19 protein-coding genes are annotated in these 23,526 nt (G+C 32.5%); 10 read left to right on the top strand and 9 right to left on the bottom strand.

The annotated features are described in order from the left end of the window. Nucleotides 1-345: 345 nt before the first annotated feature. Nucleotides 346-2,151: a translation elongation factor 4 gene (lepA, locus tag NSA01_RS00910; RefSeq protein ID WP_257479654.1), complete on the top strand. Its 1,806-nt coding sequence runs from the start codon at nt 346-348 to the stop codon at nt 2,149-2,151. Continuing rightward, nucleotides 2,144-3,274, top strand: coding sequence for a radical SAM family heme chaperone HemW (gene hemW / locus NSA01_RS00905; protein ID WP_257479653.1), 1,131 nt, complete (start codon nt 2,144-2,146; stop codon nt 3,272-3,274). Before lepA ends, hemW begins: the two co-directional genes overlap by 8 nt. A gap of 30 nt (nt 3,275-3,304) precedes the next feature. Here hemW and orr read toward each other — a convergent pair whose 3' ends face one another. Further along, the gene (gene orr / locus NSA01_RS00900; RefSeq protein ID WP_257479652.1) at nt 3,305-4,372 is read right to left on the bottom strand and encodes an ornithine racemase Orr; all 1,068 of its coding nucleotides are present in this window, start codon (nt 4,370-4,372) and stop codon (nt 3,305-3,307) included. A gap of 153 nt (nt 4,373-4,525) precedes the next feature. Here orr and NSA01_RS00895 point away from each other — a divergent pair, with 153 nt between their 5' ends. Then, nucleotides 4,526-5,743 carry an arginine deiminase gene (locus NSA01_RS00895; protein ID WP_257479651.1) on the top strand — a complete coding sequence of 406 codons (1,218 nt, stop codon included), beginning with the start codon at nt 4,526-4,528 and terminating at the stop codon, nt 5,741-5,743. A 9-nt stretch (nt 5,744-5,752) separates the two neighbouring features. Beyond that, on the top strand, nt 5,753-6,760 hold the full coding sequence (gene argF, locus NSA01_RS00890; protein ID WP_257479650.1) for an ornithine carbamoyltransferase: 1,008 nt from the start codon (nt 5,753-5,755) through the stop codon (nt 6,758-6,760). A 72-nt stretch (nt 6,761-6,832) separates the two neighbouring features. On the opposite strand, the gene recA is transcribed toward argF, so the two are convergent. The 4 genes from recA to trxA all read right to left on the bottom strand — a co-directional run bounded on the left by recA (nt 6,833) and on the right by trxA (nt 12,919). Next, a complete protein-coding gene (recA, locus tag NSA01_RS00885) occupies nt 6,833-7,870 on the bottom strand; it encodes a recombinase RecA (RefSeq protein ID WP_257479649.1) in 1,038 nt (345 codons plus the stop codon). Nucleotides 7,871-7,939: 69 nt separating this feature from the next. Continuing rightward, a complete protein-coding gene (locus NSA01_RS00880) occupies nt 7,940-9,175 on the bottom strand; it encodes a competence/damage-inducible protein A (RefSeq protein WP_257479648.1) in 1,236 nt (411 codons plus the stop codon). 245 nt (nt 9,176-9,420) lie between these two features. Then, nucleotides 9,421-12,231 carry an excinuclease ABC subunit UvrA gene (gene uvrA / locus NSA01_RS00875; RefSeq protein ID WP_257479647.1) on the bottom strand — a complete coding sequence of 937 codons (2,811 nt, stop codon included), beginning with the start codon at nt 12,229-12,231 and terminating at the stop codon, nt 9,421-9,423. Between the two features lie 373 nt (nt 12,232-12,604). Continuing rightward, nucleotides 12,605-12,919: a thioredoxin gene (trxA, locus tag NSA01_RS00870; RefSeq protein WP_257479646.1), complete on the bottom strand. Its 315-nt coding sequence runs from the start codon at nt 12,917-12,919 to the stop codon at nt 12,605-12,607. 145 nt (nt 12,920-13,064) lie between these two features. Here trxA and NSA01_RS00865 point away from each other — a divergent pair, with 145 nt between their 5' ends. Both NSA01_RS00865 and NSA01_RS00860 read left to right on the top strand, forming a co-directional pair. Next, nucleotides 13,065-13,730: a Crp/Fnr family transcriptional regulator gene (locus NSA01_RS00865; protein ID WP_257479645.1), complete on the top strand. Its 666-nt coding sequence runs from the start codon at nt 13,065-13,067 to the stop codon at nt 13,728-13,730. A gap of 145 nt (nt 13,731-13,875) precedes the next feature. Continuing rightward, the gene (locus NSA01_RS00860; RefSeq protein ID WP_257479644.1) at nt 13,876-14,637 is read left to right on the top strand and encodes an SDR family NAD(P)-dependent oxidoreductase; all 762 of its coding nucleotides are present in this window, start codon (nt 13,876-13,878) and stop codon (nt 14,635-14,637) included. 50 nt (nt 14,638-14,687) lie between these two features. Here the strand turns inward: NSA01_RS00860 and NSA01_RS00855 are convergent, their stop codons facing one another. The 3 genes from NSA01_RS00855 to NSA01_RS00845 form a co-directional block, all read right to left on the bottom strand. Beyond that, nucleotides 14,688-15,077 (bottom strand): DUF3592 domain-containing protein, encoded by a 390-nt coding sequence (locus NSA01_RS00855; protein WP_257479643.1) that lies wholly within the window; start codon nt 15,075-15,077, stop codon nt 14,688-14,690. 124 nt (nt 15,078-15,201) lie between these two features. Continuing rightward, nucleotides 15,202-17,220 carry a sensor histidine kinase gene (locus NSA01_RS00850; protein WP_257479642.1) on the bottom strand — a complete coding sequence of 673 codons (2,019 nt, stop codon included), beginning with the start codon at nt 17,218-17,220 and terminating at the stop codon, nt 15,202-15,204. Beyond that, entirely contained in the window at nt 17,195-17,896 is a 702-nt protein-coding gene (locus NSA01_RS00845; protein WP_257479641.1) for a response regulator transcription factor, read from the bottom strand. The genes NSA01_RS00850 and NSA01_RS00845 overlap by 26 nt, the downstream gene beginning before the upstream one ends. Before the next feature lie 383 nt (nt 17,897-18,279). On the opposite strand from NSA01_RS00845, the gene ftsE reads away from it, so the two are divergent. From ftsE to NSA01_RS00825, 4 genes are read left to right on the top strand one after another with little or no spacing between them, the layout of a single operon-like run. Continuing rightward, the gene (gene ftsE, locus NSA01_RS00840) at nt 18,280-18,960 is read left to right on the top strand and encodes a cell division ATP-binding protein FtsE (protein WP_257479640.1); all 681 of its coding nucleotides are present in this window, start codon (nt 18,280-18,282) and stop codon (nt 18,958-18,960) included. A 16-nt stretch (nt 18,961-18,976) separates the two neighbouring features. Further along, nucleotides 18,977-19,858, top strand: coding sequence for a permease-like cell division protein FtsX (gene ftsX / locus NSA01_RS00835; RefSeq protein WP_257479639.1), 882 nt, complete (start codon nt 18,977-18,979; stop codon nt 19,856-19,858). 9 nt (nt 19,859-19,867) lie between these two features. Then, a complete protein-coding gene (locus NSA01_RS00830; protein ID WP_257479638.1) occupies nt 19,868-21,124 on the top strand; it encodes a murein hydrolase activator EnvC family protein in 1,257 nt (418 codons plus the stop codon). 45 nt (nt 21,125-21,169) lie between these two features. Then, on the top strand, nt 21,170-22,318 hold the full coding sequence (locus NSA01_RS00825) for a murein hydrolase activator EnvC family protein (protein WP_257479637.1): 1,149 nt from the start codon (nt 21,170-21,172) through the stop codon (nt 22,316-22,318). A gap of 78 nt (nt 22,319-22,396) precedes the next feature. On the opposite strand, the gene NSA01_RS00820 is transcribed toward NSA01_RS00825, so the two are convergent. Next, entirely contained in the window at nt 22,397-23,398 is a 1,002-nt protein-coding gene (locus NSA01_RS00820; protein ID WP_257479636.1) for a dipeptidase, read from the bottom strand. Nucleotides 23,399-23,526: the final 128 nt, after the last annotated feature.

Here is a 23,526-nt window from a genome sequence, read left to right as displayed (position 1 = left end):
CGCTTTAAAAATATATATCCAAAATATGTACTCTAAAAACTTTTAAACTTAAGGATATCCGGATATAAAGTTAACGTTCAAAATAAAAATCTATTATTTATACTAATTCTTTCAGATATTTAAATACCCTATTATAAATAACTAAATATATAAATATTAAATTAGAGCAAAATTTAAAAGAAAATAATAAAAATACCAAATAATATAATTAAAACTTATGATACCAATAAAAATTTAACATTTAGTTAATTAATAAAAAATAAATCGTATTTTATTTTATGATACTTTTACTTATGATAAATTTGTGGTAAAATTTATTAACATTATTATTTTAAAAGGTGAAGAATGAAAACAAAACAAGAAAGAACCAGAAATTTTTGTATAATAGCTCATATAGATCACGGCAAATCAACTTTAGCCGACAGATTAATAGAAAAAACAGGACTCATTTCAAAAAGAGAAATGACAAGCCAAGTCTTGGATAAAATGGACCTTGAACAAGAAAGAGGGATAACCATTAAACTTCAGGCTGTCAGACTTGTATATCATGCAAAGGACGGAGAAGAGTATTATTTAAATTTGATCGATACTCCCGGACATGTGGATTTTACTTATGAAGTTTCACGTTCCCTTGCAGCATGCGAAGGTGCAATATTAATAGTTGATGCAACTCAGGGCATCCAAGCGCAGACAATGGCAAATGTATATTTGGCGTTGGAAAATGATTTGGAAATAATCCCGGTAATAAATAAAATCGACCTTCCCAGTGCAGATCCGGAAATGGCAAGAAGAGAAATCGAAGATTATATAGGTCTTCCCGCAGACGAAGCTCCTCTTATTTCCGCAAAAGAAGGTTTAAATATCGATGATGTATTGGAAGCAATAGTAAGAGATGTTCCACCTCCTAAAGAGAAAAACAAAGAACCATTAAGGGGACTTATTTTCGATTCTTATTACGACCAATACAAAGGTGTTGTAATAAGTACAAGAATAGTAGACGGAGAAATAAAAAAGGGTACAAAAATAAAATTCTATGCGACTGGAAAAACTTTTGAAGTGGAAGAAGTGGGTATATTTACAAGTACTCTTACCCCTACTGATAAGCTTGAAAGCGGAGATGTAGGTTATATATGCGCGAGTATTAAAAATGTTGCGGATACAAGAGTCGGCGATACAATAATGAATGAAGAAAATCCTGCAAAAGAACCTCTGCCTGGATATAAAAGTATCACTCCTATGGTGTACTGCGGAATTTATCCGGCTGACGGAAGTAAATACGAAGATTTAAAAGAAGCACTCGGTAAACTAAAATTGAACGACGCTTCATTATTATATGAACCGGAAACTTCTGTTGCATTGGGATTTGGTTTCAGATGCGGATTTTTAGGACTGCTTCATTTAGAAGTGACCCAGCAAAGAATCGACAGAGAATATAATTTGGATATAGTGACGACTACTCCAAGTGTTATTTATAATGTCACAAAGACCGACGGAAGCAAATTAAAAGTAGACAACCCTACCAATCTGCCTCCTATCCCGGAAATCAGTTTTATGGAAGAACCTTTCGTTGACGCAAATATAATGCTTCCCAGTGATTATGTCGGGGCTGTCATGGAAATATGCCAAGGCAAAAGGGGAATATATAAAACCATGGATTATATAGATGAAAACAGAGTAAACCTAAAATATGAAATACCGTTGAATGAGATAATATATGATTTCTTTGATACTTTAAAATCGAGGACAAAAGGTTATGCTTCACTAGACTATGAACTACTGGATTACAGAAAAGCAGACCTTGTGAAGCTGGATATATTACTAAACGGGGAAATAGTCGACGCATTGTCCTTTATTGTTCATAGAGACAAAGCACAGACGAGAGGAAGACAAATAGTTAAAAAACTAAAGGAAGAAATCCCAAGACAGATGTTTGAAATACCTATTCAAGCTGCAATAGGAGGAAAAGTCATCGCAAGAGAAACCGTAAGAGCACTTAGAAAAGATGTACTTTCTAAATGTTATGGCGGTGATATAACAAGAAAGAAAAAACTTCTTGAAAAACAAAAAGAAGGGAAAAAGAAAATGCGTCAAGTAGGCAAAGTAGAAGTACCTCAGGAAGCATTTACAGCAGTATTAAAACTAGATGAATAATATATCTGTATACGTTCATACACCTTTTTGCAAACACAAATGTTACTATTGTGATTTTGCATCATTTGCAAATAATGAAGATTTTATAAATGAATATTATATGGCACTTAAAAAAGAAATAATCCTAAGAAAAAATGAAATAAACAGTAGCGATATCTCTACTGTTTATTTTGGCGGCGGTACCCCAAGTTATGTGGACAGCAAATACATAACTGATATAATGGATATATTGAAAAGTGAATTCAACATAAAAAAAGACGCAGAAATCACTATTGAAGCAAATCCGGAAAGTGTAACGGAAGAAAAGCTTGAAAATTATAAAATAGCGGGATTTAACAGGATAAGTATGGGACTTCAATCCGCAAATAACAATACATTAAAGGAAATAGGAAGGATACACACTTTTGAAAAATTTTTATCCTCTTATGAACTTTGCAAAAGTGCCGGGTTTGACAATATAAATGTAGATTTGATGTTCTCACTTCCCTATGAAACATTAAACCATTTTATGGACAGTCTCGAAGAAGTTATTATGCTTAACCCTACTCATATATCTACATATTCTTTGATACTTGAAAAAGGAACAAAATTATATAATAATTATAAAAAAAATAATATCATTATTGATGATGATTTAGACAGGACAATGTATCACTACTGCATAAACAAATTAAGCGAATACGATTATGAACAGTATGAAATTTCAAATTTTGCCCAAAAAGGCTATGAAAGCAAACACAATATGAGCTGCTGGGACTTTGAAAATTATATAGGCTTTGGGAGTAATGCTTCGGGATTTAATGAAAATACAAGAAAAACAAATAAATCAAATATTAAAGAATATATATCTGATTTAAATAATGAAATATTACCTATAAAGGAAGAAAACAAACTAAACAAAGAAGAGCTCATCGGTGATTATATCATGCTTGGACTTAGGAAAACAAAAGGTATCGATATCGATGAAATAAACAAAAAATTCAATATCGACTTCACTGATATTTATAATGATAAAATCGAAATGCTCAAAAGGCAAGGTTTAGTAATGATAGAAAACAATCATTTTAAACTTACTTATAAAGGCTTGGATTTTGCCAATACAGTTATGGTCGAATTTATATAAAAAAGAACACAAGAGTGTTCTTTTTTTATTTTATATATCAACATATTCTTTTTCGACATATTTACTCGTCATTGCCGCAAGAGTAGCCCCGTAATCCAATTTAAAGGAAACAGTGTCACCTAACTTATATATCTTATCCACATTTGTTAAATCGAGGATAGTATGGTCACTGCTTGCACCAAGGATTTCAATATTACTGTCAACAGGAGTCATCCCATCGATCCTTACATCCTGCTTACCAACGGCAATTATTGCTCTTTTCATCGTTCCCTTATTTACAAATTCCGGTTTATTCCCAAAAGCATCTATTCCGATTTCACCTATAGGAACCGAGGGCTTTTCTTTTAGTTCAACGATTTGTGCTTCCAAAATAAAATTATCATGATGAAGTCCCTCTACAGGAGTCCCGTAGCTGGTCTCATTACCAAGGAGTATTACCTCTCCAAGCCTCAAATTATTGATACCGTCAATCATCTCGCCCCTATCAACCAAAGTATATGAGCTTGAGTTTCCTCCGGAAACTACTTTTAATTCTATATCAAAATCGTTTTCTATTCTTTCTTTTATTTTAACTAACTTTTGTAATGTTTCGGGGCGAGGAATAATGGCACCAAAGCAGGTAAGGTTTGTTCCTACCCCGTAAAGCTCTATATTCTTCATTTGAAGTACTTTGTCTACATCACTAAGCAAATCATCTGTACTGAAATACCCCTCTCTTAAATCTCCGAGATCAGCCATCAAAATCACCTTATGAGTAGTATCTTGCTTGTACGCTTCTTTATTAAGAAGTCTGATTGTCTTTATCTCGCTGTTAAGCGACACATCACTATATTTTATAACATCTTCGATTTCACTCTCCATAGGGATTCTCACCAGCCACTTTTCCATATTAAAGCATCCCAAATTTTTAAGATTTTCTATTCTTGAATCTCCCAAAGCGGTAGCTCCTCCGGTAACCAAGCATTCCGCTATATTTTCATCTGCTAAAAATACTTTTGTTATAGCAGTCACATTTATTCCAATATTTTTACATTTATCACATACTCTTTTTGTATTTTCGCTAATCCCGTGTAAGTCGATATTTATTTTTGGAAACATTAAATTTCTCCTTTATATGATAATATTTTTCATTTATTTATTTTACTACAAAGGCATAATGTGGTAATATATAACTTGATATTATGCACTCAGTGTATATTAAAAACACATTATAATAATTATAACAAAAAAATTATAAAAAAGTAGGTTATTATGGATAAATTATCAATTAACAGTGAAATAGGGAAACTAAAAAAGATTTTGCTTCATAGACCGGGCTTTGAACTTGACAGGATTACTCCCGATGACTTGAAGGAAGTATTATTCGATGATATTCCTTGGATGAGCAGAATGAGAAAAGAGCATGATGGTTTTGCTAAAGTTTTAAAAGAAACAGGTACCGAAGTATTATATGTAACAGATTGCTTGCTGGAAGTAATAAATAATAACGCAGAAGCTAAAAAAGAACTTGTAGAATTAGCACTGGAAGAAGTGCAGTATGACAGTATTACAATAAACGGACTAAGAGAGTTCTTATTAAGTTTAGACAACAAAGAACTTATAAGATGTATAATAGCGGGACTCAGCGAAAGTGAAGTCAAATCAAGCAGAGTGACATTATCCGATTATATGCAGGATAAATACCCTTACTATTTTAAACCTATACCAAATCTTTATTTCATGAGAGATGTAGGTGTAGTGATTAAAAACGGCGTTGCACTCAGCAGGATGAAAACACCTATAAGAAGGAGAGAAAGTCTGATTGTAAGACTTATATATAAATACCATCCCGACTTTTCAGGCGCACCTGTTTACTTCGACAATAAACAAGAAAAAATGAGTTTGGAAGGCGGAGATGTACTTATACTAAGTAAAGAATGTGTACTAATCGGATTTTCCGAGAGAACATCTTTAGAGGGGATAGATAAACTCGCTTCTAACTTATTAAACTCAAACAGCGGAGTAAAAAAAGTTTTAGCGGTTAAAATACCTCATGAAAGAGCTTTTATGCATCTTGATACTGTATTTACAATGGTAGACTACGATAAGTTTGTAATATTCCCTAATATTTTAAATGATATAGAAGTCATCACCATTACGTCAGGCGGAAAATCTTCACTTAGATACGAAGCCGAAGAGAATTTAAAAACTGCACTTGCAAAAGCACTTAATCTTCCAAGTGTAAAACTCATCAAAAGCGGAGGGAGCAGCAGTGTGATTTCGGCAAGGGAACAATGGAATGACAGTACAAATACATTGGCTATTTCACCGGGAGTGGTCATAACATATAACAGAAACGAAATATCCAATGAAATTTTAGACAGAAACGGCATTAAAGTACTTTCTATAGAAGGAAGCGAATTAGTTAGAGGAAGAGGCGGTCCAAGATGTATGAGCATGCCTTTGGTAAGAGAAGATATAGATTTTTAGGAGGAATAAATGAGCATAAATTTAAAAGGAAGAAGTTTTTTAACACTCAAAGATTATACAACTGAGGAAATAAAATATTTACTGGATTTGGCAAAAGAACTAAAAGCCAAGAAAAAAAGAGGAAAAAAAGGAGACTTGCTGGAAGGCAAAAATATTGTTTTATTGTTTGAAAAAACTTCCACAAGAACAAGATGTGCATTCGAAACGGCTGCTTACGATGAAGGTGCACATGTAACATTCCTAACAAACTCTCAAATGGGTAAGAAAGAATCTCTTGAGGATACCGCAAATGTTCTCGGAAGAATGTTTGATGGTATTGAATTTAGAGGATTCAAACAGGAAACCGTTGAAGATTTAGCAAAATACTCAGGTGTACCCGTGTGGAACGGACTTACGGATTTATATCATCCGACACAACTATTGGCAGACGTTTTAACAATGTATGAACATATAAATAAAGATAATAATAATGATATGAAACTTACCTATGTCGGAGATGCAAGAAACAATGTTTCAAACTCATTATTGATTGGATGTGCAAAACTTGGTATCAATTTCGCGGCGGCGGCACCAAAATCACTTTGGCCTGATGAAAATCTGGTTAAGGAAATGGAAATAATAGCAAAAGAAAACGGCAGCACGATTTTAATTACCGATGATATTGATAAAGCGGTTAAAGACAGTGATGCCATATATACAGACATATGGGTTTCAATGGGAGAAGAAGACAAATTTGCGGAAAGAATTGAACTTTTAAAAGATTATCAAGTAAACATGGAAATGCTTAAAAAGACAGGCAACGAAAATGTTATATTCCTTCACTGTTTGCCATCGTTCCATGATTTAAACACCGAAGTAGGAAGAGATGTTTACGAAAAATATGGTCTTAAAGAAATGGAAGTAACAGACGAGGTATTTAGAAGCAAACATTCAAAAGTATTCGATGAGGCAGAGAACAGAGCTCATACAATAAAAGCGGTTATGTGCGCAACGTTATCCGATAAATTATATGAGTAGGAAGAACAAACATTACTTACAATAATTAGAATAAAAAATAAAAAGAACAGTTTTCGCTGTTCTTTTTATTTTTTATTCTTCGGATTTTACAGTATCAGCAGTTTCAGGCTCTTCTTCTTTATTTCTGCCCAAAACTTCATCCAATACCAGCTTTTCTATATGTTCGGCAATTTCCGGATTATCGGCAAGAAATTGTTTTGCTTTATCTCTTCCCTGTCCAATTTTTTCATCATTATAAGAATACCAAGCACCGGCTTTTTTGATAATTCCATACTTAGCGGCCATATCTACGATATCACCTTCTCTTGAAATACCTTTACCGTACATGATATCAAATTCGGCGATTTTAAAAGGAGGCGCCACTTTATTTTTAACTACCTTGACTTTAGTTCTGTTACCTATTATATCCTGACCGTTCTTGATAGAATCAATCCTTCTTACTTCAAGCCTTACAGAAGAATAGAATTTTAATGCTCTTCCTCCCGGAGTAACTTCGGGATTACCAAACATAATCCCTACTTTTTCTCTAAGCTGATTAATAAAAACTGCCGTAGTATTTGATTTATTTATGGCTCCTGCCAGTTTTCTAAGGGCCTGAGACATAAGCCTTGCCTGAAGACCTACATGGCTGTCCCCCATATCCCCTTCGATTTCCGCTTTTGGAACGAGAGCGGCTACGGAGTCAACTACGACAACATCTACCGCAGCACTTCTTACAAGAGCTTCAGTGATTTCCAATGCCTGTTCACCGGTATCCGGCTGAGATACTATAAGTTCATCTATATTAACACCCAAAGCTTCCGCATAAATAGGATCAAGAGCATGTTCAGCATCAATAAATGCCGCAACGCCGCCTGCCTTTTGTGCTTCCGCAACAACATGTAATGCAACAGTCGTCTTACCTGAAGACTCGGGACCATATACTTCGATTATTCTTCCTCTTGGAAGTCCCCCTACACCAAGGGCAGCATCAAGGGAAATAGATGATGTTGAAATAGCATCTATGGTAACGGTAGGTTTATCGCCTAATTTCATTACCGCACCTTTTCCGAAGTTGCTTTCTATATTTCTCATTGCTAGCTCTAGAGCTTTTTCTTTATCTGGATTCATTATTTTGACTTCCTTTCAAACATTTGTTCTTATTCAATTATACATTTAGTTTAGAGATTAGTCAACAATTTATTGCATTATTTTTAACATATTATTTATCGAATAATATGCACTTCGTGTCTGAACTCTTTTTCTTTCTCCGGTTATATTATATTTAGTTGAAGAAACTTGTCCTTTATAATAAAATCCCATATAAACAGTTCCAACAGGCTTCTTAGGAGTGCCTCCCCCCGGCCCCGCAATTCCGCTTATTGATATAGCAACATCGGAATTAAACCTTTCAGCACAACCGAGAGCCATCTCTTCCACACACTGAGAACTCACCGCTCCATATTTCTCCAATGTTTCATTTTTAACACCGAGAAGAGAGTGTTTGATTTCATTTGTATAAGTAACGGCACTGCCCATAAATACTTCGCTTACTCCGGGTATCTCTGTTAAATAACTTGCAAGAAGTCCGCCTGTACAGGACTCTGCACATGAGAATGTGAGCCCCATACTTTTAAGTATATTAACAAATTTTTGAGGAAGTGTTTCACCTTTAACGGAATAGATATATTCTTTGAAATTTTTCATTATAATATCATCTATTTTATCCAAATTTTCAATTGCGTGTTTTAGATTATCAGCCTTGGATACTGCCTTGACTTTAACACCGCTGTCATTAAAATATGTATTTACATTTACACCCTCAAGATTAGGAAGCAAATCTCTCATTCTGTACTCAATTTCAGACTCTCCTATTCCCGCAGTCATATAGTCCTTTACGGCAAAGAATTTATTTAATTTATTCATTAAATATTCTTTGATATGCTTGTTGTACATATAAGTATTTTCCCTTGGAGGTCCGGGAAGCATTATGATCATCTTATCATCTATTTCAAGAAGTGCACCGGGGGCTGTTCCCCTGTCATTACTAAGTATCTTTGCTCCTTTTGGGAATAGTGCCTGTCTAAAATTATTTGGAGTAAGAACAAAATCTTTTTCTTTATTTTTGAAATAAGTCTCAACATGATGTCTTGCTTCTGCATTTTCTTCAAGCGGTCTTCCGGTGACTTTAGCTATTGCCTCTTTTGTCATATCGTCGAGTGTAGGACCAAGCCCTCCGGTAGTAATAATCAAATCACTTATATTCACCGCATCGTTGAATGCACCTTCTACCATATCTTCATCGTCACTTACTACTACATGCTTTACAACTTCTATTCCTATTTCTGTAAGTTCTTTTGCAAAAAAAGTTCCGTTTGAATTCAAAACATCTCCGCATAAAACTTCATCACCTATACAAAGTATCGTTGCTTTCATAATATCTCCTTATATTAATAAAATTTAAATTCATTATTCTGTAAAAACATCAATTACTATTAATTATACATCTTAACATATCTGTTTTAAAGTAAAAAACAAATAAAATAAGTTAATATATTAATCCGTATAAAAAATCATATGTGCATAGAAAAACAGGGGCGCGGAATCTGCGAAGCGGGCGTAGTGCCCCGAAATAAAAAACACCCTAATTATTTAGAGTGTTCTTCATTATTATATTTTATTTATAATATTTTCTTCAAAAACTGTCCAGTGTAACTTTTTTTGACCTTGGCAACTTCTTCCGGAGTACCCGTTGCAATCACGGTTCCGCCGCCGTCTCCTCCTTCGGGACCCAAATCAATCAAATAGTCTGCACATTTTATGACATCTAAATTATGTTCTATTATGAGTATGGTATTTCCGCCTTCTCTTAATCTGTACAGCACTTCAAGAAGCTTCTTTACATCTTCCATATGAAGCCCCGTAGTGGGTTCATCCAAAATATATAAAGTCTTGCCCGTCTGTCTTTTTGAAAGATACGTTGCAAGCTTGATCCTTTGAGCCTCTCCGCCGGAAAGGGTCGTAGAAGGCTGTCCCAGTTTAATATATCCAAGTCCCACATCATATAAAGTCTGTACTTTAGATTTAATCGAAGGAATATTTTCAAAGAATGTCAAAGCTTCTTCAACACTCATATCAAGTACTTCTGCAATATTTTTGCCCTTATATTTTATTTGAAGAGTTTCATCATTATATCTATGCCCTTTACAAACTTCACAAGGAACATAAACATCGGGAAGGAAATGCATTTCTATTTTTATTATACCATCTCCCTTACAATGCTCACATCTTCCGCCTTTTACATTAAAGCTGAAACGACCTTTCTTATATCCTCTCATTTTCGCTTCATTTGTCGAAGCAAATACATCTCTTATAAGATCGAACATCCCGGTATAAGTAGCAGGATTTGATCTCGGAGTACGCCCTATAGGCGACTGGTCTATATCTATTATCTTATCAAGGTTTTCCCAGCCTCTTATTTCTTTATGTTTTCCGGGTTTTTCTACAGAACCCAAAAGCTTCTTTCTAAGAGCCTTAAATAATATTTCATTTATTAACGTACTTTTTCCCGATCCGGAAACTCCTGTAACGCAAGTCATATTCCCAAGCTCAAATTTTACATCAATATTCTTTAAATTGTTTTCTTTAGCTCCGATTATTTCAAGATACTGTCCGTTGCCTTTCTGCCTTTCCTTAGGAACGTCTATTTTTTTCCTGCCTGACAAATAATCGGCGGTTATAGAATTTTTGTTATCTATTATTTCTTCCAAAGGACCGTTTGCTATAACTTCTCCGCCATGAATACCTGCGCCCGGACCTATATCTACTATATGATCGGCTTCTCTCATTGTATCTTCATCGTGCTCTACTACGATAACTGTATTACCTATATCCGTAAGCTCTCTTAATGTATTAAGTAACATCTCATTGTCTCGTTGATGAAGCCCTATACTGGGTTCATCTAAAACATAAAGTACTCCGGTAAGCTTAGAACCTATTTGAGTGGCAAGTCTTATTCTCTGGCTTTCTCCTCCGGATAATGTAGAAGCAGCTCTGTCCAAAGTAAGATAACTTAGTCCAACATCATTTAAAAAACCAAGCCTTGATTTTATTTCCCTAAGGACAAGTTCCGCTATTTTAGCTTCATTTTCATTTAAAACAAGATTATCAATGAACTTTTTACAGTCTCTTATAGACATCTCCGTAAGCTCAATAATATTGACTCCATTGATCTTTACACTCAAAGAATTGTCATTAAGTCTTTTTCCTTTACATGCATTACAAGTAATATTAGACAAAAATTTACTAAACTTAGCCTTTACATACTCACTGCTGCTTTCAAAGTATCTTCTTTCTAAATTATTTACTATTCCTTCAAATACGATTTCTCTTTCCTTATACCCTCCGAAATGAGAATTAAATCCGATTTTTATTTTATCTTTATCTCCGTAAAGAAGAGCCTCCATAAATTCGTCGCTTGCTTCATCCAACGGTTTATCCATAGAGAAATTATATTTCTCTACCAAAGTTTTGACAATTACAGAATAGTAAGTGCTGTCGTCACTGCTTACAAAATTGGAAAGAACGCCTTCGTTTATGGAGATACTTCTGTCGGGAATAACAAGTTCGGGATCGATGGTTTGATGATAACCTATCCCGTTACATTCCATACACATACCAAAAGGTGAATTGAATGAAAAGCTTCTCGGTTCGGGCTTATCCATAGCAATCCCACAGTCCATGCAGGCAAATTTTTCCGAGTACAATTTTTCTTCATCATCAGTTTTACATATGACCAATCCGTCACTCAAGTTTAATGCTGTCTCGACGGAATCATTAAGTCTTGATTTTATTTTGTCCCTTACTTTAAGCCTGTCTATTACAACACTTATATCATGCTTCTTATTCTTGGGAAGTTTTATTTCATCATCAAGGTCATAAAGTCCACCGTCTATAAATACTCTAAGATAACCTTCCTTCTTTAAATGAGTAAGAAAATTCTTTTGAGTCCCCTTTTCTCCTCTTATAACGGGAGCTAATATTTGTATTTTAGTACCCTCTTCCATAGATAAAATATCATCAATTATAGTATCTATACTCTGGCTTTCTATTTTCTTGCCGCATTTAGGACAATAAGGTGTTCCTATTCTGGCAAATAACAATCTGAAGTAATCATATATTTCCGTTACCGTTCCAACTGTGGAACGTGGATTACGATTAGTAGTCTTCTGATCTATGGAAATAGACGGACTTAGCCCTTCAATATTATCTACGTCGGGTTTATTCGTTTGACCCAAAAACATTCTCGCATACGCAGAAAGACTTTCTACATACCTTCTCTGTCCTTCTGCATATATGGTATCAAAAGCAAGAGAAGATTTACCTGAACCTGACAGTCCGGTAAATACAATAAGCTTGTCTCTCGGTATAGTTAAATCTATATTTTTAAGGTTGTTTTCTCTGGCACCTCTTATAACAATTTTATCTGTCATAATATCCTCCTTAAACATTAATATGATATTATCACAAATTTTTTAAAATAACAACAAATTTTTAGAAAATTTGTTCGGTTTTACATAATATACCTTAGATATTTTTAACAAAAAAGAAAATTTAAATGATCTTTCTTTTCATCTTCTAAAACTTTATTATGTTACATTTTAAAAACTCAATAAACATCTTACATTTACAATAAATTTATATTTTTTCGGCTATTTGTTCCTTTAATAAATCATAAATCCTTTATATTATACAGTAAAATATTATAACTTAAATATACAATCAACCAGACTTACATATTAATGATAATAAAAAAGAGCTTTCGCTCTTTTTTAAACAATTTAATTTTAAAGGTTTATATATTATTTATTTTACTTGGTCGATAACTTCTAAAAGTTCTTGTTTTGTCATGGCACCTTGTGTTCTTTTTACTTGCTTGCCGTCTTTATACATTAATAATGTTGGGATAGACATTACTTTATTCTTCATTGCAAGCATTCTTTCATCATCTACGTTGACCTTGCATACTTTTATATCATTTCTTTCTTCTGCCACTTTATCTATTACCGGAGAAAAAGCACTGCATGGTCCGCACCAAGGAGCCCAAAAATCAACTATCACCAATCTATTATCATTTATTTCTTCCTTGAAGGTTTTATTTGTTAAATCTATTACACTCATTTTTCTTACCTCTTTCCTGTTATTTGTTTATATTATATTCAAATAAAAAATAAAAGACTGTGACAAAGTCACATAAAAAAAATATAAAGTCATAATGGACAAATAAGAATAATAATTATAGAATATATAATAAGGCGGTAAAAATATGAATGATGATAACTTTAATATGAAAGATTTTCTCCCGTTTTGGGACAGTCTTAAAAATGAATGCCAGGAAACAATACTAAAAGAATTAAAATTTAAAACATTTAAAAAAGGCGAAACTGTTCACGACAACTCCGTGACATGCACTGGATTAATATTTATTTTAAGCGGTAAGCTCAGGGCTTACATGATATCGGAGACAGGAAGAGAGCTCAGTTTATATTATTTAATGGATAATGATATATGTTTGATGTCCGCTTCATGCGTGATGAAAGACATAACATTTGATATATTCATAGAATCAATGGAGGAAACAAAAGCAGCTATTTTACCTACACATATATATAAAGATATAGCTAATAATTATATCGAGATGTCAAAGTATGTTAATAGCATTATGTCTTCAAGATTATCGGATGTAATGTGGATTTTGGAGCAGGTATTATTTAAAAAATTCGATTCAAGACTGGCGGAATTTTTACTTTTCCATAGAGATGAAAAAGATAAAATAAAAATGACACATGAAGAAATAGCAAATCACTTAGGAAGTGCGAGAGAAGTGGTAAGCAGGATGCTTAAACACTTTGAAAGTAACGATATCATAAAACTCTTCAGAGGAGGTATAGAAATACTAAATGAAGATGAACTTATAAAGCTTTCAAATTAATTAATTTTATAGTAAGAACAGCGGGCGCGAAATCTGCTTCAGCAGGCGTAGTGCCCGCATTTTTTAGATAAATCTTAATTTACATTATATTTAAGTTATGATAAACTTTATTTATAGAATATACAAAGTTTAAGGAGAAATAATTATGTTAAAAATTGACTTAACGGGAAAGAAAGCATTTCTTACAGGAGGCAGCAGAGGTGTAGGAAAAGCTATTTGTCTTGCACTTGCCGAGTGCGGAGCAGATGTTGCATTCACATATTTATCAAGAGATGAAGCAGCAAATGGGGTGGTTAAAGAAATAGAAGCTTTAGGTAGAAAAGCTTACTGTTATAAATGCGATGTCGGCAACTTTGACCAAATGAAAGAAACTTTAGATAATATTAAAGAAAAGTTTGGTAAATTAGATATAATAGTAAACAATGCCGGAGGTTCAAAAGTCGTAGAGATAGACGAACTTACTCCGGAATATCTAGATACTGTATTAAAATCAAATTTATATGGTTCATTTTATTCTATCATGGCAGGAGGTTTGGACCTTCTTAAAGAAGCAGGGGGCGGAAGTATCATAAATATAGGCTCTTCTGCAATGTATTCGGGAATGGGCGGAGGACCGCAATACTCAGCTTCAAAAGCAGGATTATTAGGTCTTACAAGATATATGGCAGTACAGTACGGCCCAGGAAATATAAGATGTAATACACTTGCAATTTCACTTATTAAAACAGAAATGTTAAATAAATTTGACGATGAAATGTTAAAGAAAAAAATTGCTACAGTACCGGTGGGAAGGCTTGGAGAACCTGAAGATGTAGCTTATATGACAGCATTCCTTTCAAGCGAAATGGCGTCATACATAAGCGGAGAAGTAATACTAATGGACGGAGCGAGGACTTACGCAAAATAAAAAATATAAGAAAAAAGCGGAGCATTATCCGCTTTTTATTTTTATATATTTTATATAATAAAACAAACTATTAAGGCTATCAATGTCACTAGCCATAATGGAATCATTAAAGATAATCTTGAAGTTTGGAGTTCTCTTTTAAAGCACACATTTTGTCTTGGTTTTCTTGGATTATATAAAATTTCTATAACATCATCTTTCTTTACCATTTCACTGTTTACGTCTAAACTGCTTTTTGCATTAATAAATTTTTCATCTACTTTATATGTTAAAACAGCACCTGCAATTTTCCTGTTATTTCCATAAGATGATTTAATGGAAAGTATTTTAGCATAAGTACTTTTAGTGCATATTTTATATAAATAATATTCTTTGATTTTTATAAATGCAATCCCTAATGACGCGACTACAAATAAAACTATAAATAAAAACTTATTCACTACTGACCTCTTAAAATTATAATATATAAAGAGATTATAACATATTTAAACAAATTACAATAAATATAAATCATTATTACTATCCAATAAAAAACGACATCATTAATTTGATGTCGTTTTTATCTTATTTATTATTTTTAAAATCCAGCCTTGCTTTAAATAAATCTTTATCTATCGTAACACTAAAGTCAATTCCCATCAAGCCGGTAAAACTTTGAACTATAGAAAGCCCCAACCCAAAACCTTCAAGATCTCTGGCTTTATCCGCTCTTGCAAATCTGGTTAAAATTTCTTCACTGGAAAAGTCCATCTCATAATTAGATATATTACTTATCGTTATACTCGGGTCGTCTTTTTCCAAGTCTATATATATCCTTGTTCCTTTGAGTGAATATTTCACCGCATTTTGAATTAAATTTTCAAGTACTCTTCCAAGCCTTTCTCCGTCGGCATAAATATAAACATCATCATCCACATTTACCCTAACTTCAAGATTATTTTCATTTATACTGTCACTAAACTCACTTATGCTTTGATTAATCAAGCTTTTTAAATTGATATTTGTATTATGCAAATCTATATTTCCGCTCGTTGCCTTTGAAATATCAAATATATCCTCTACCAATTTTTTTAATTTTTGAGATTTACTATCGAGTATTTCAAGATATTCCTTTGCAATTTCCGGCTTTATATCTTCCCTCTTCATTAAATCAACATAATTAATAATAGATGTAAGAGGTGTCTTTAAATCATGTGAAACATTAGTTACAAGTTCGCTCTTCATTTTTTCACTTTTCACTTGTTCTTCTACTGCTTCTTTTATGTGGTCGTTAAGTGCATTCAAATTATATTCTATTTCTTTAAAATAACTGTTTTCACTTAAATAAATATTTTCATTGAAGTGCCCTAGTCCAAGCGTTTCCGTATAATTATATACATCTTCTATATCTTTTACACTCTTTATTGAAGACGAATATAATCTAAATATCGAGTACATCAAATATATAAAAGAAGCTACAATTACTACTGCATATAATTGCTCGTACGGTCCCGATATCCCCATAGCCAACAGTAGAAAAGAAAACATCAATATCCCGCCGGAAACAACACACCTTGTAATCCCGTTGACCATTCTCGACTGTACCTTTTTACTAAATGGTTTGAAGACCTGATTACTTTTATATATATCCATAACCTTTTTATATACAGATACATTTAATAAATTTTCATTATCATACATTGCAGCACAGTATAGACAAAAAACAAATAATATTGCAGTTATCGTGCCGTTTATACTATAAAAATTATTATATATAAAATAAGCTACAAATAATTTTATTTCCAGGAATACTTTATTAAATATTTGTCCTATTACTTCCAGAGAATCTCTTATTCCATATTTCTTTTTTATTATAATCAATAGATATAATAATAATATAGAGGAAAAAATAAAGCCTAAAGTAGACCATACTCCATCTGATTTATAAGCTTCATAGCTTTCCTTGAAATAACCTCCGGATGTAAAGTCATGATTCACAGCTACAAGTACCGTCGGCGGAAGTATCTTAGTTGCAAGAAAAGAATTATTGTCATCATACATATCAAAATTATTTGTAAGGTTATAAGAAACATTTAATAATTCTTTATTTCCGTTCACATATGTGTTTGTCACATTGCTTCTCGTACTAATAAAAGTATAACCTTCCTTTTTATATTCTTTTTCAAATTCTTTTTCTGTCCTGACACCTGAGTTCGTATAGCCTACATCGGTATTATTATCCATTATATAGTAAGATACTTCAGGTCCGTAACTGCCTATAACGTTTGCCTTAAGCTCACCTCTAAGTTTTGGAGACATATCGGCAACACTCTTAAATAGATCCGCCTTCGGATTATTATCATGTACTTCTTTATATTCTCTGTATAAAGCATTATTTAAGTAAGCATGTATTTCATCTAACTTGTATCCATAGTCGGAAGAAGTAAGATAAGCATGATTACCAAACATTTGATAAGATTTATTTAAAATGACTTTATTGCCGTTATTAACTACAAAACTAAATGTAATAAATATTGCTATTATCAAAAGTATATGGTTAAGTAAACTTTTATTTCCCTTAATGTTTTTCAATTTTATATCCAATTCCCCACACCACCTTTAAATATTTTGGATTTTTAGGATCGATTTCTATCTTTTCTCTTATATGCCTAACATGTACAGCTACAGTGTTATCCGTCATATAAGAAAGTTCTCCCCAAACTTTTTCATATATTTCCTCCATGGAAAACACTTTATTAGGTCTGGACATTAAAAGCTTAAGTATCTTAAATTCCGTGCTGGTAAGCTTTACCTCTTCTCCGTCAACAGTTACCTCTGTAGTATCTTCATTCAAGCTGAGCCCACCGGTTGTCAATATATTATCAGCTTCCATTTCACTCATATTGCCGAGTATCGTATATCTTCTAATCAAAGACTTAACCCTTGCAATAAGTTCCAAAGGATTAAAAGGCTTGGTAACATAATCATCGGCGCCGATATTTAGTCCTATTATTTTATCGGTATCCTCGGATTTTGCGGACAAGAATATAACAGGAACATTTTGCTTTTCCCTAACCTTGGTAATGGTTGCTATCCCATCTAATTTAGGCATCATTATATCTAGTACTATTAAATGGATTTCTTCCTTCTCTAAAATACCTAATGCTTCATATCCGTCATAAGCTTCATATATGTTGTATCCCTCATTGGAAAGATATATATTTATTGCTTTTACAATTTCTTTATCGTCGTCTACTACTAATATATTATATTTACCCATGGTCTTCCCCCTAATTAAGTGTTGAATAAATTATAAACCATAATATTTAATATTCTTTATGGAAATTATTAATATTTCATTAATATTATATCATAATAAAATTTTATTTGATTTCCACTTAAAACCATAAATCCACATAATCATCACTTAACCTTCAACATATTGTTCCTTTTCTTTAATATTTTTGAAAATATAACTATATATGCCATAAAATGGATGCTTTCTATTATTAAAAAATGACAAAATAATTGATAATACGACAAAATATGCTATAATGTTTTAATAAAACATCTAAATTTATTTAATCGTTTCTTAATAGATTTAAAATGTAATATTTAGATGTGTATTTTTAGTATTTATTTAAATTTAGAATAGGAGTAAGTATGATTACTTTAAATAATGTATCATTAATATATGAAGGCGGAGAAGAAGCTGCACTTAAAGACATTAATTTAAATGTCGATAAGGGCGAGTTTTTATTTATTGTAGGGAAAAGCGGAGCGGGAAAATCTTCACTTTTGAAACTTATATTAAAAGAAATATCTCCGACTTACGGTGATATCTCCGTAGCGGGATATGATTTAAATAACTTAACAAATAAACAAGTTCCATTTTTAAGAAGACATGTAGGTGTCGTATTCCAAGACTACAGATTACTGGAAAACAGAACAGTATACGAAAATGTAGCTTTTGCAATGGAAGTCATGCAGCATAAACCAGAAAAAATACATAAGAGAGTTCCAAACGTTTTAAAAATGGTTGGACTTAAAGATAAAGCAAGAAAATATCCTAATCAATTATCGGGGGGGGAACAGCAAAGAGTAGCCATAGCAAGAAGTATTATAAATAATCCAAAGATACTTATATGCGATGAACCTACCGGTAACTTAGATCCCCATACCTCAATAGGAATAATGAAACTTCTTCATGACATTAACAGAAGAGGAACTACTTTACTCATAGCAACACACGATAAAACAATCGTTGATGCGATGCAAAGAAGAGTAGTGCTTTTAAAAGACGGAAAAATAATCGGAGACAGAAAAGGAGGATATAACAATTAAATTATCAACTATAAAGGTGTTCATAAGAGACTCTTTTCAAAATATCAAAAGGAATTCTTTAATGAGTGTAGCATCTGTTTTATCTGTAGTAGCAGCACTTATTATTATAGGTGTATTCCTTGTATTCGCACTCAACTTAAACTTTATGACAGGTGAAATTGAAAACAATCTAGAGCTTAAAGTTTATCTTAATGACGGATTGACCCAGACACAAAAAGACAGTGTAAAAACTAATATTGAAAAAAACAGTTTATGCAAAAGTGTAACTTATGAATCTAAAAACGATGCTCTTACAAATTTTAAGCAGGATTTCGGAGATAAATCCTACTTATTAAACGGATATGAAGGTAAAAACAATCCTCTTCCCGAATCTTTTATCGTAAAAGTCACAGATTCTACGAAACTTAAAGACATGTATTCTTATTCAAAAGATATTGACGGGGTAAAAGATGTCGTTTACGGAGAAGAAGTCGTTGATAACCTTCTTAAATTTAACGATATGGCCAGTGTGGTTTGCATAGTAATATTTATAGTTCTAAGTATAGTAAGTATATTTATTATTTATAACACTATTAAATTAACCGTTTATGCAAGAAGAAACGATATCACGGTTATGAAATATGTGGGTGCCACAGACTGGTTTATTAGGTTCCCATTTTTAATAGAAGGAAGTATTCTAGGACTTTTAGGTTCCAGTGTATCTATACTGATTATAAGAAATATTTACTATTATGTAATCGGATTTATTCAAGGCGGAGGAACCGGACTTCCTCTCGGAAGCGGAATAGCACCACCGGGAATAATAATGGGACAAGTTACACTATTATTTATCGTTTACGGAATAATCATAGGTGCGGCAGGAAGTGCTTTCTCAATTAGAAAATTCTTAGATGTATAGGTAACAGGCATGAATAAAAAAATAGTATCAATTTTATTAGTATTATCATTCGTATTTACGACAGCATTTACATTTGATACCGTAAATGCAAAAACAGATAAAGAAAAGTTAAATGACGTTGAAAGTAAAATAGACAGTAAAAAAAATAATTTAAATAATGAAAAAAGTACTTCTGATAATTTATCCGGAGAAATCAAAGATGTTGACAGCAAGATATCTGAATTGACGAACACTATTGGCACACAAGAAAAAAAGCAGTCAACACTAGAAAAAAATTTAACCAAAACCAAAGAAGAATTAAAAGATGCGAAAGAGAAAAGAAAAAAGTATCAAGATGCATTAAAAGAAAGAATGGAAACCATGTATATGTACGGAAACATGGGTTATCTCGATTTGATATTTTCTTCAACCGACTTCTCAGATTTGATCAGTAAGATAATCACAGTTCAATCTTTAGTCAGCTATGACCGAAATATCATATCTAAATTGCAAGATACAGAAAATGATATAAAGACTAAAACTTATGAAATATCAAATAGCAAAAAAGAGCTTGATACTACTATTAAAAGTCTGGCTAAAAACAAGGAAGATTTAAGTACATTAAAAATCGCAAAGAATTCTGAACTTAAAAATGTAAATGGTACTATAGATGACTTAAAGAAACAAATAGCTAGTTTGGAAAAAGAAAAAGCTAATTTGGACAATAAGATAGCAGCACAAAGTGCAGCTTCAACTAATGTAAATTATAACAATGACAATAACAGCTTAGATAAAGATAAGGATAAAGGAAACAGTGGTTCCAACAGCAGCACAGGAGGAAGCAGCAATTCCACCGGAGGATCAAGTTCAAGCAGTAAAGACGGAGTTCTTTCATGGCCTGTTCCGGGACATTATAATATAACCAGTTATTTCGGTCATAGAGACCAACCTACAGCTGGTGCAAGTACAAATCACGGAGCCGTTGATATTGGTGTAAGCACAGGAACTCCAGTTAGAGCTCCTGCAAACGGTAAAGTTACTTATTCAGGTTGGAATGGAGGATATGGATATGCGGTTTCTATAGACTGCGGGAACATTAATGGAGACCACATAACAGTATTACTTGCTCACAACAGTTCTCTAAAAGTATCTACAGGACAAAAAGTAAAAAGAGGACAAGTTGTTTCTTACAGCGGAAGTACCGGGATTTCAACAGGACCGCATTTACACTTTGCTGTGTATAAAAACGGATACGCCGTAGACCCATTAGATTATGTTAATATTTAATATTACAACCATAAAAAAGTTTATTTTAAATGACTGGAGAGTAAAATGAAAAAAAGAATACTATCATTAATATTAGTGTTTATTTGTGTTTTTACCCTACCCCTCACACAAAGTACGATAACAGCCAAAACTACAAAACAAAAATTAAAAGATGTAGAAAACAAGCTTGATGATAAAAAAGACAGTTTAAATAATTCACAAGATAAAGCAGATGATTTATCAAATCAAATTGAAAGTTATGATACTAAAATTGAAAAATTAGAAAAGAAAATAGAAGAACAAGAAACTAATAAATCAAAAGTAGAAAAATCGTTAGAAAAAGCAAAAAAAGAACTTAGAGAAGCAAAAGAAGAAAGAAAAAAATATCAAGATTTATTAAAAGAACGAATGGAAGTCATGTATATGTACGGGGATACAGGATACCTAGATTTGATCTTTTCTTCGGAAAATTTTTCGGATTTAATAAGTAAAGTAATAACAGTGCAAGAGCTTGTAAGTTATGACCAAAACATAGTAAAAGAACTACAAACTGTCGAAAAGAAAATACAAACGAAAACAGATAAAATCGCAAAAGAAAAAAAAGAATTAGAAGATTTAATTTCTAAGTTAAACTCAAATAAAGATGATTTAGATACATTGAAGATTGCTAAAAATGCACAGCTAGCGAATGTCAAAGGAGACATTAAAGATTTAAAAAAAGAAGTTGAAAAACTGGAAGCAGAACAAAATGAACTCAGCAATAAATTAGCTTCACAAAGCGGTTCTACAACAAACAAAGTATATAATACAGGAAACGGTTCGTTAGGTTGGCCTACGCCGGGAAATTATTATGTAACAAGCGAACAAGGTTACAGATATCATCCTATATCGGGAGTATATAAATACCATGCGGGAATGGATATCGGATTAAGTTACGGAGACAGCGTTGTCGCACCTGCAAACGGCAGAGTTACTATAGCCGGTTGGTATGGCGGATATGGTTATGCAGTAGGGATAGATGCAGGACTGATAAAAGGAAAACATGTAACTATTTTATTAGGACATAACTCAAGTGTAAGAGTATCGGTTGGACAAAAGGTCAGAAGAGGACAAACAGTAGCATACGGAGGCAGTACCGGATATTCTACAGGTCCGCATTGTCACTTTGAAGTTCATGCTGACGGCGTAACACAAAATCCAAGAAATTGGTTATAAATAAAAAAAGAAAAGCATTTAGCTTTTCTTTTTTTATTTATATATTGTTGTATATAATCATAAGTAATCTAAATACTTTTAAAGGCAATCACTAAATAATCTAAGTGCATTTTTATAGTATAGTTTTTCTATCTCTTTATCTTTGAAACCAGCTTTTTCAAGCAGTGAAATCAATACTGGAAGACTTGATATATCCCCCATCTCAAGTTTACAACTGATACCATCAAAATCGCTGCCGAAAGCTAATACATCACTTCCGCCTACATTTCTTATATAAGATAAATGTTTTATTATATCATCATTTTTACTTATTTGCTTATTTATTATTTCATCCAGTTTTTTATAATTTTTATTTTTTATTAAAAACTCAACTTCTTCTTTTGTTAAACCCTGAATATGTTTATTTAAGAATAAACTATAAAAGTTTATACCAATAACCCCTCCTTTATCCGCAATTATTCTGATCATATCATCTTTTAAATTTCTAGTATGGTTACATAATTCACGAGAACATGAATGCGAAGCAATAAAAGGTTTTGTGCTTATATCATAGACGTCATAAAATCCCCCGTCATTTAAGTGAGAAACATCCACTATCATTCCCAGCTCATTCATGTATTCTACCGCTTCTTTCCCAAACGGCTTAAGACCGAGAGAACTATCCATTGTATTTGGAAATCCCAATGAATTTTCATAATTCCATGTAAGAGTACCTATACGAATACCTCTGTCGTAATAAAATTTTATATTTTTAAAATCTCCTTCAACACTTCCCATATCTTCTACAGAAATCAAAATATTTTGTTTACCGTTATCTTTGATATCATCATATTTTTTTATTAAATTATACTTTTCTTTGTTTTTATTTATTAAATCAAATGCAAAGTCTATAAGCTTATTAAATTCTTCTAACTTATAATCGGTTTTATCTTTATCATCAAATAAGGCAAAGACCTGAAGATAAGAATCAGCCTTTCTAAGCTTATTTAAATCTATATGTAAATCATTATTTTCTACATTTAAAATATTTTCTTCATACATTCTAGAAAATGTATCACAGTGCAAATCTATCAGTTTCATTATAAATCCTCAAATCCTTAAAATCTTCGGGGCACTACGCCTGCTATGCAGATTTCGCGCCCCTTATTATAATACATAAAATCCATGCTATAATAAAACATAAATTGAAAAAAAAAGATAAACATAGT

Origin of the sequence: Anaerofustis stercorihominis (assembly GCF_024623185.1) — a bacterium.
In the GTDB taxonomy this organism is placed as follows: domain Bacteria; phylum Bacillota; class Clostridia; order Eubacteriales; family Anaerofustaceae; genus Anaerofustis.
The sequence above is the reverse complement of the archived record's forward strand: the minus strand, read 5'-3'. Positions and strand labels throughout refer to the sequence as shown.

Bases quoted from the DNA above. Each gene is read 5' to 3' on its own strand.
- NSA01_RS00880 (WP_257479648.1), bottom strand. From the start codon at position 9,175: ATGAAAGCAACGATACTTTGTATAGGTGATGAAGTTTTATGCGGAGAT.
- NSA01_RS00865 (WP_257479645.1), top strand. From the start codon at position 13,065: ATGAATGATGATAACTTTAATATGAAAGATTTTCTCCCGTTTTGGGAC.
- orr (WP_257479652.1), bottom strand. From the start codon at position 4,372: ATGTTTCCAAAAATAAATATCGACTTACACGGGATTAGCGAAAATACA.
- uvrA (WP_257479647.1), bottom strand. From the start codon at position 12,231: ATGACAGATAAAATTGTTATAAGAGGTGCCAGAGAAAACAACCTTAAA.
- trxA (WP_257479646.1), bottom strand. From the start codon at position 12,919: ATGAGTGTAATAGATTTAACAAATAAAACCTTCAAGGAAGAAATAAAT.
- NSA01_RS00845 (WP_257479641.1), bottom strand. From the start codon at position 17,896: ATGGGTAAATATAATATATTAGTAGTAGACGACGATAAAGAAATTGTA.
- lepA (WP_257479654.1), top strand. From the start codon at position 346: ATGAAAACAAAACAAGAAAGAACCAGAAATTTTTGTATAATAGCTCAT.
- NSA01_RS00820 (WP_257479636.1), bottom strand. From the start codon at position 23,398: ATGAAACTGATAGATTTGCACTGTGATACATTTTCTAGAATGTATGAA.
- hemW (WP_257479653.1), top strand. From the start codon at position 2,144: ATGAATAATATATCTGTATACGTTCATACACCTTTTTGCAAACACAAA.
- NSA01_RS00830 (WP_257479638.1), top strand. From the start codon at position 19,868: ATGAATAAAAAAATAGTATCAATTTTATTAGTATTATCATTCGTATTT.
- ftsE (WP_257479640.1), top strand. From the start codon at position 18,280: ATGATTACTTTAAATAATGTATCATTAATATATGAAGGCGGAGAAGAA.
- NSA01_RS00895 (WP_257479651.1), top strand. From the start codon at position 4,526: ATGGATAAATTATCAATTAACAGTGAAATAGGGAAACTAAAAAAGATT.
- NSA01_RS00860 (WP_257479644.1), top strand. From the start codon at position 13,876: ATGTTAAAAATTGACTTAACGGGAAAGAAAGCATTTCTTACAGGAGGC.
- NSA01_RS00825 (WP_257479637.1), top strand. From the start codon at position 21,170: ATGAAAAAAAGAATACTATCATTAATATTAGTGTTTATTTGTGTTTTT.
- recA (WP_257479649.1), bottom strand. From the start codon at position 7,870: ATGAATCCAGATAAAGAAAAAGCTCTAGAGCTAGCAATGAGAAATATA.
- argF (WP_257479650.1), top strand. From the start codon at position 5,753: ATGAGCATAAATTTAAAAGGAAGAAGTTTTTTAACACTCAAAGATTAT.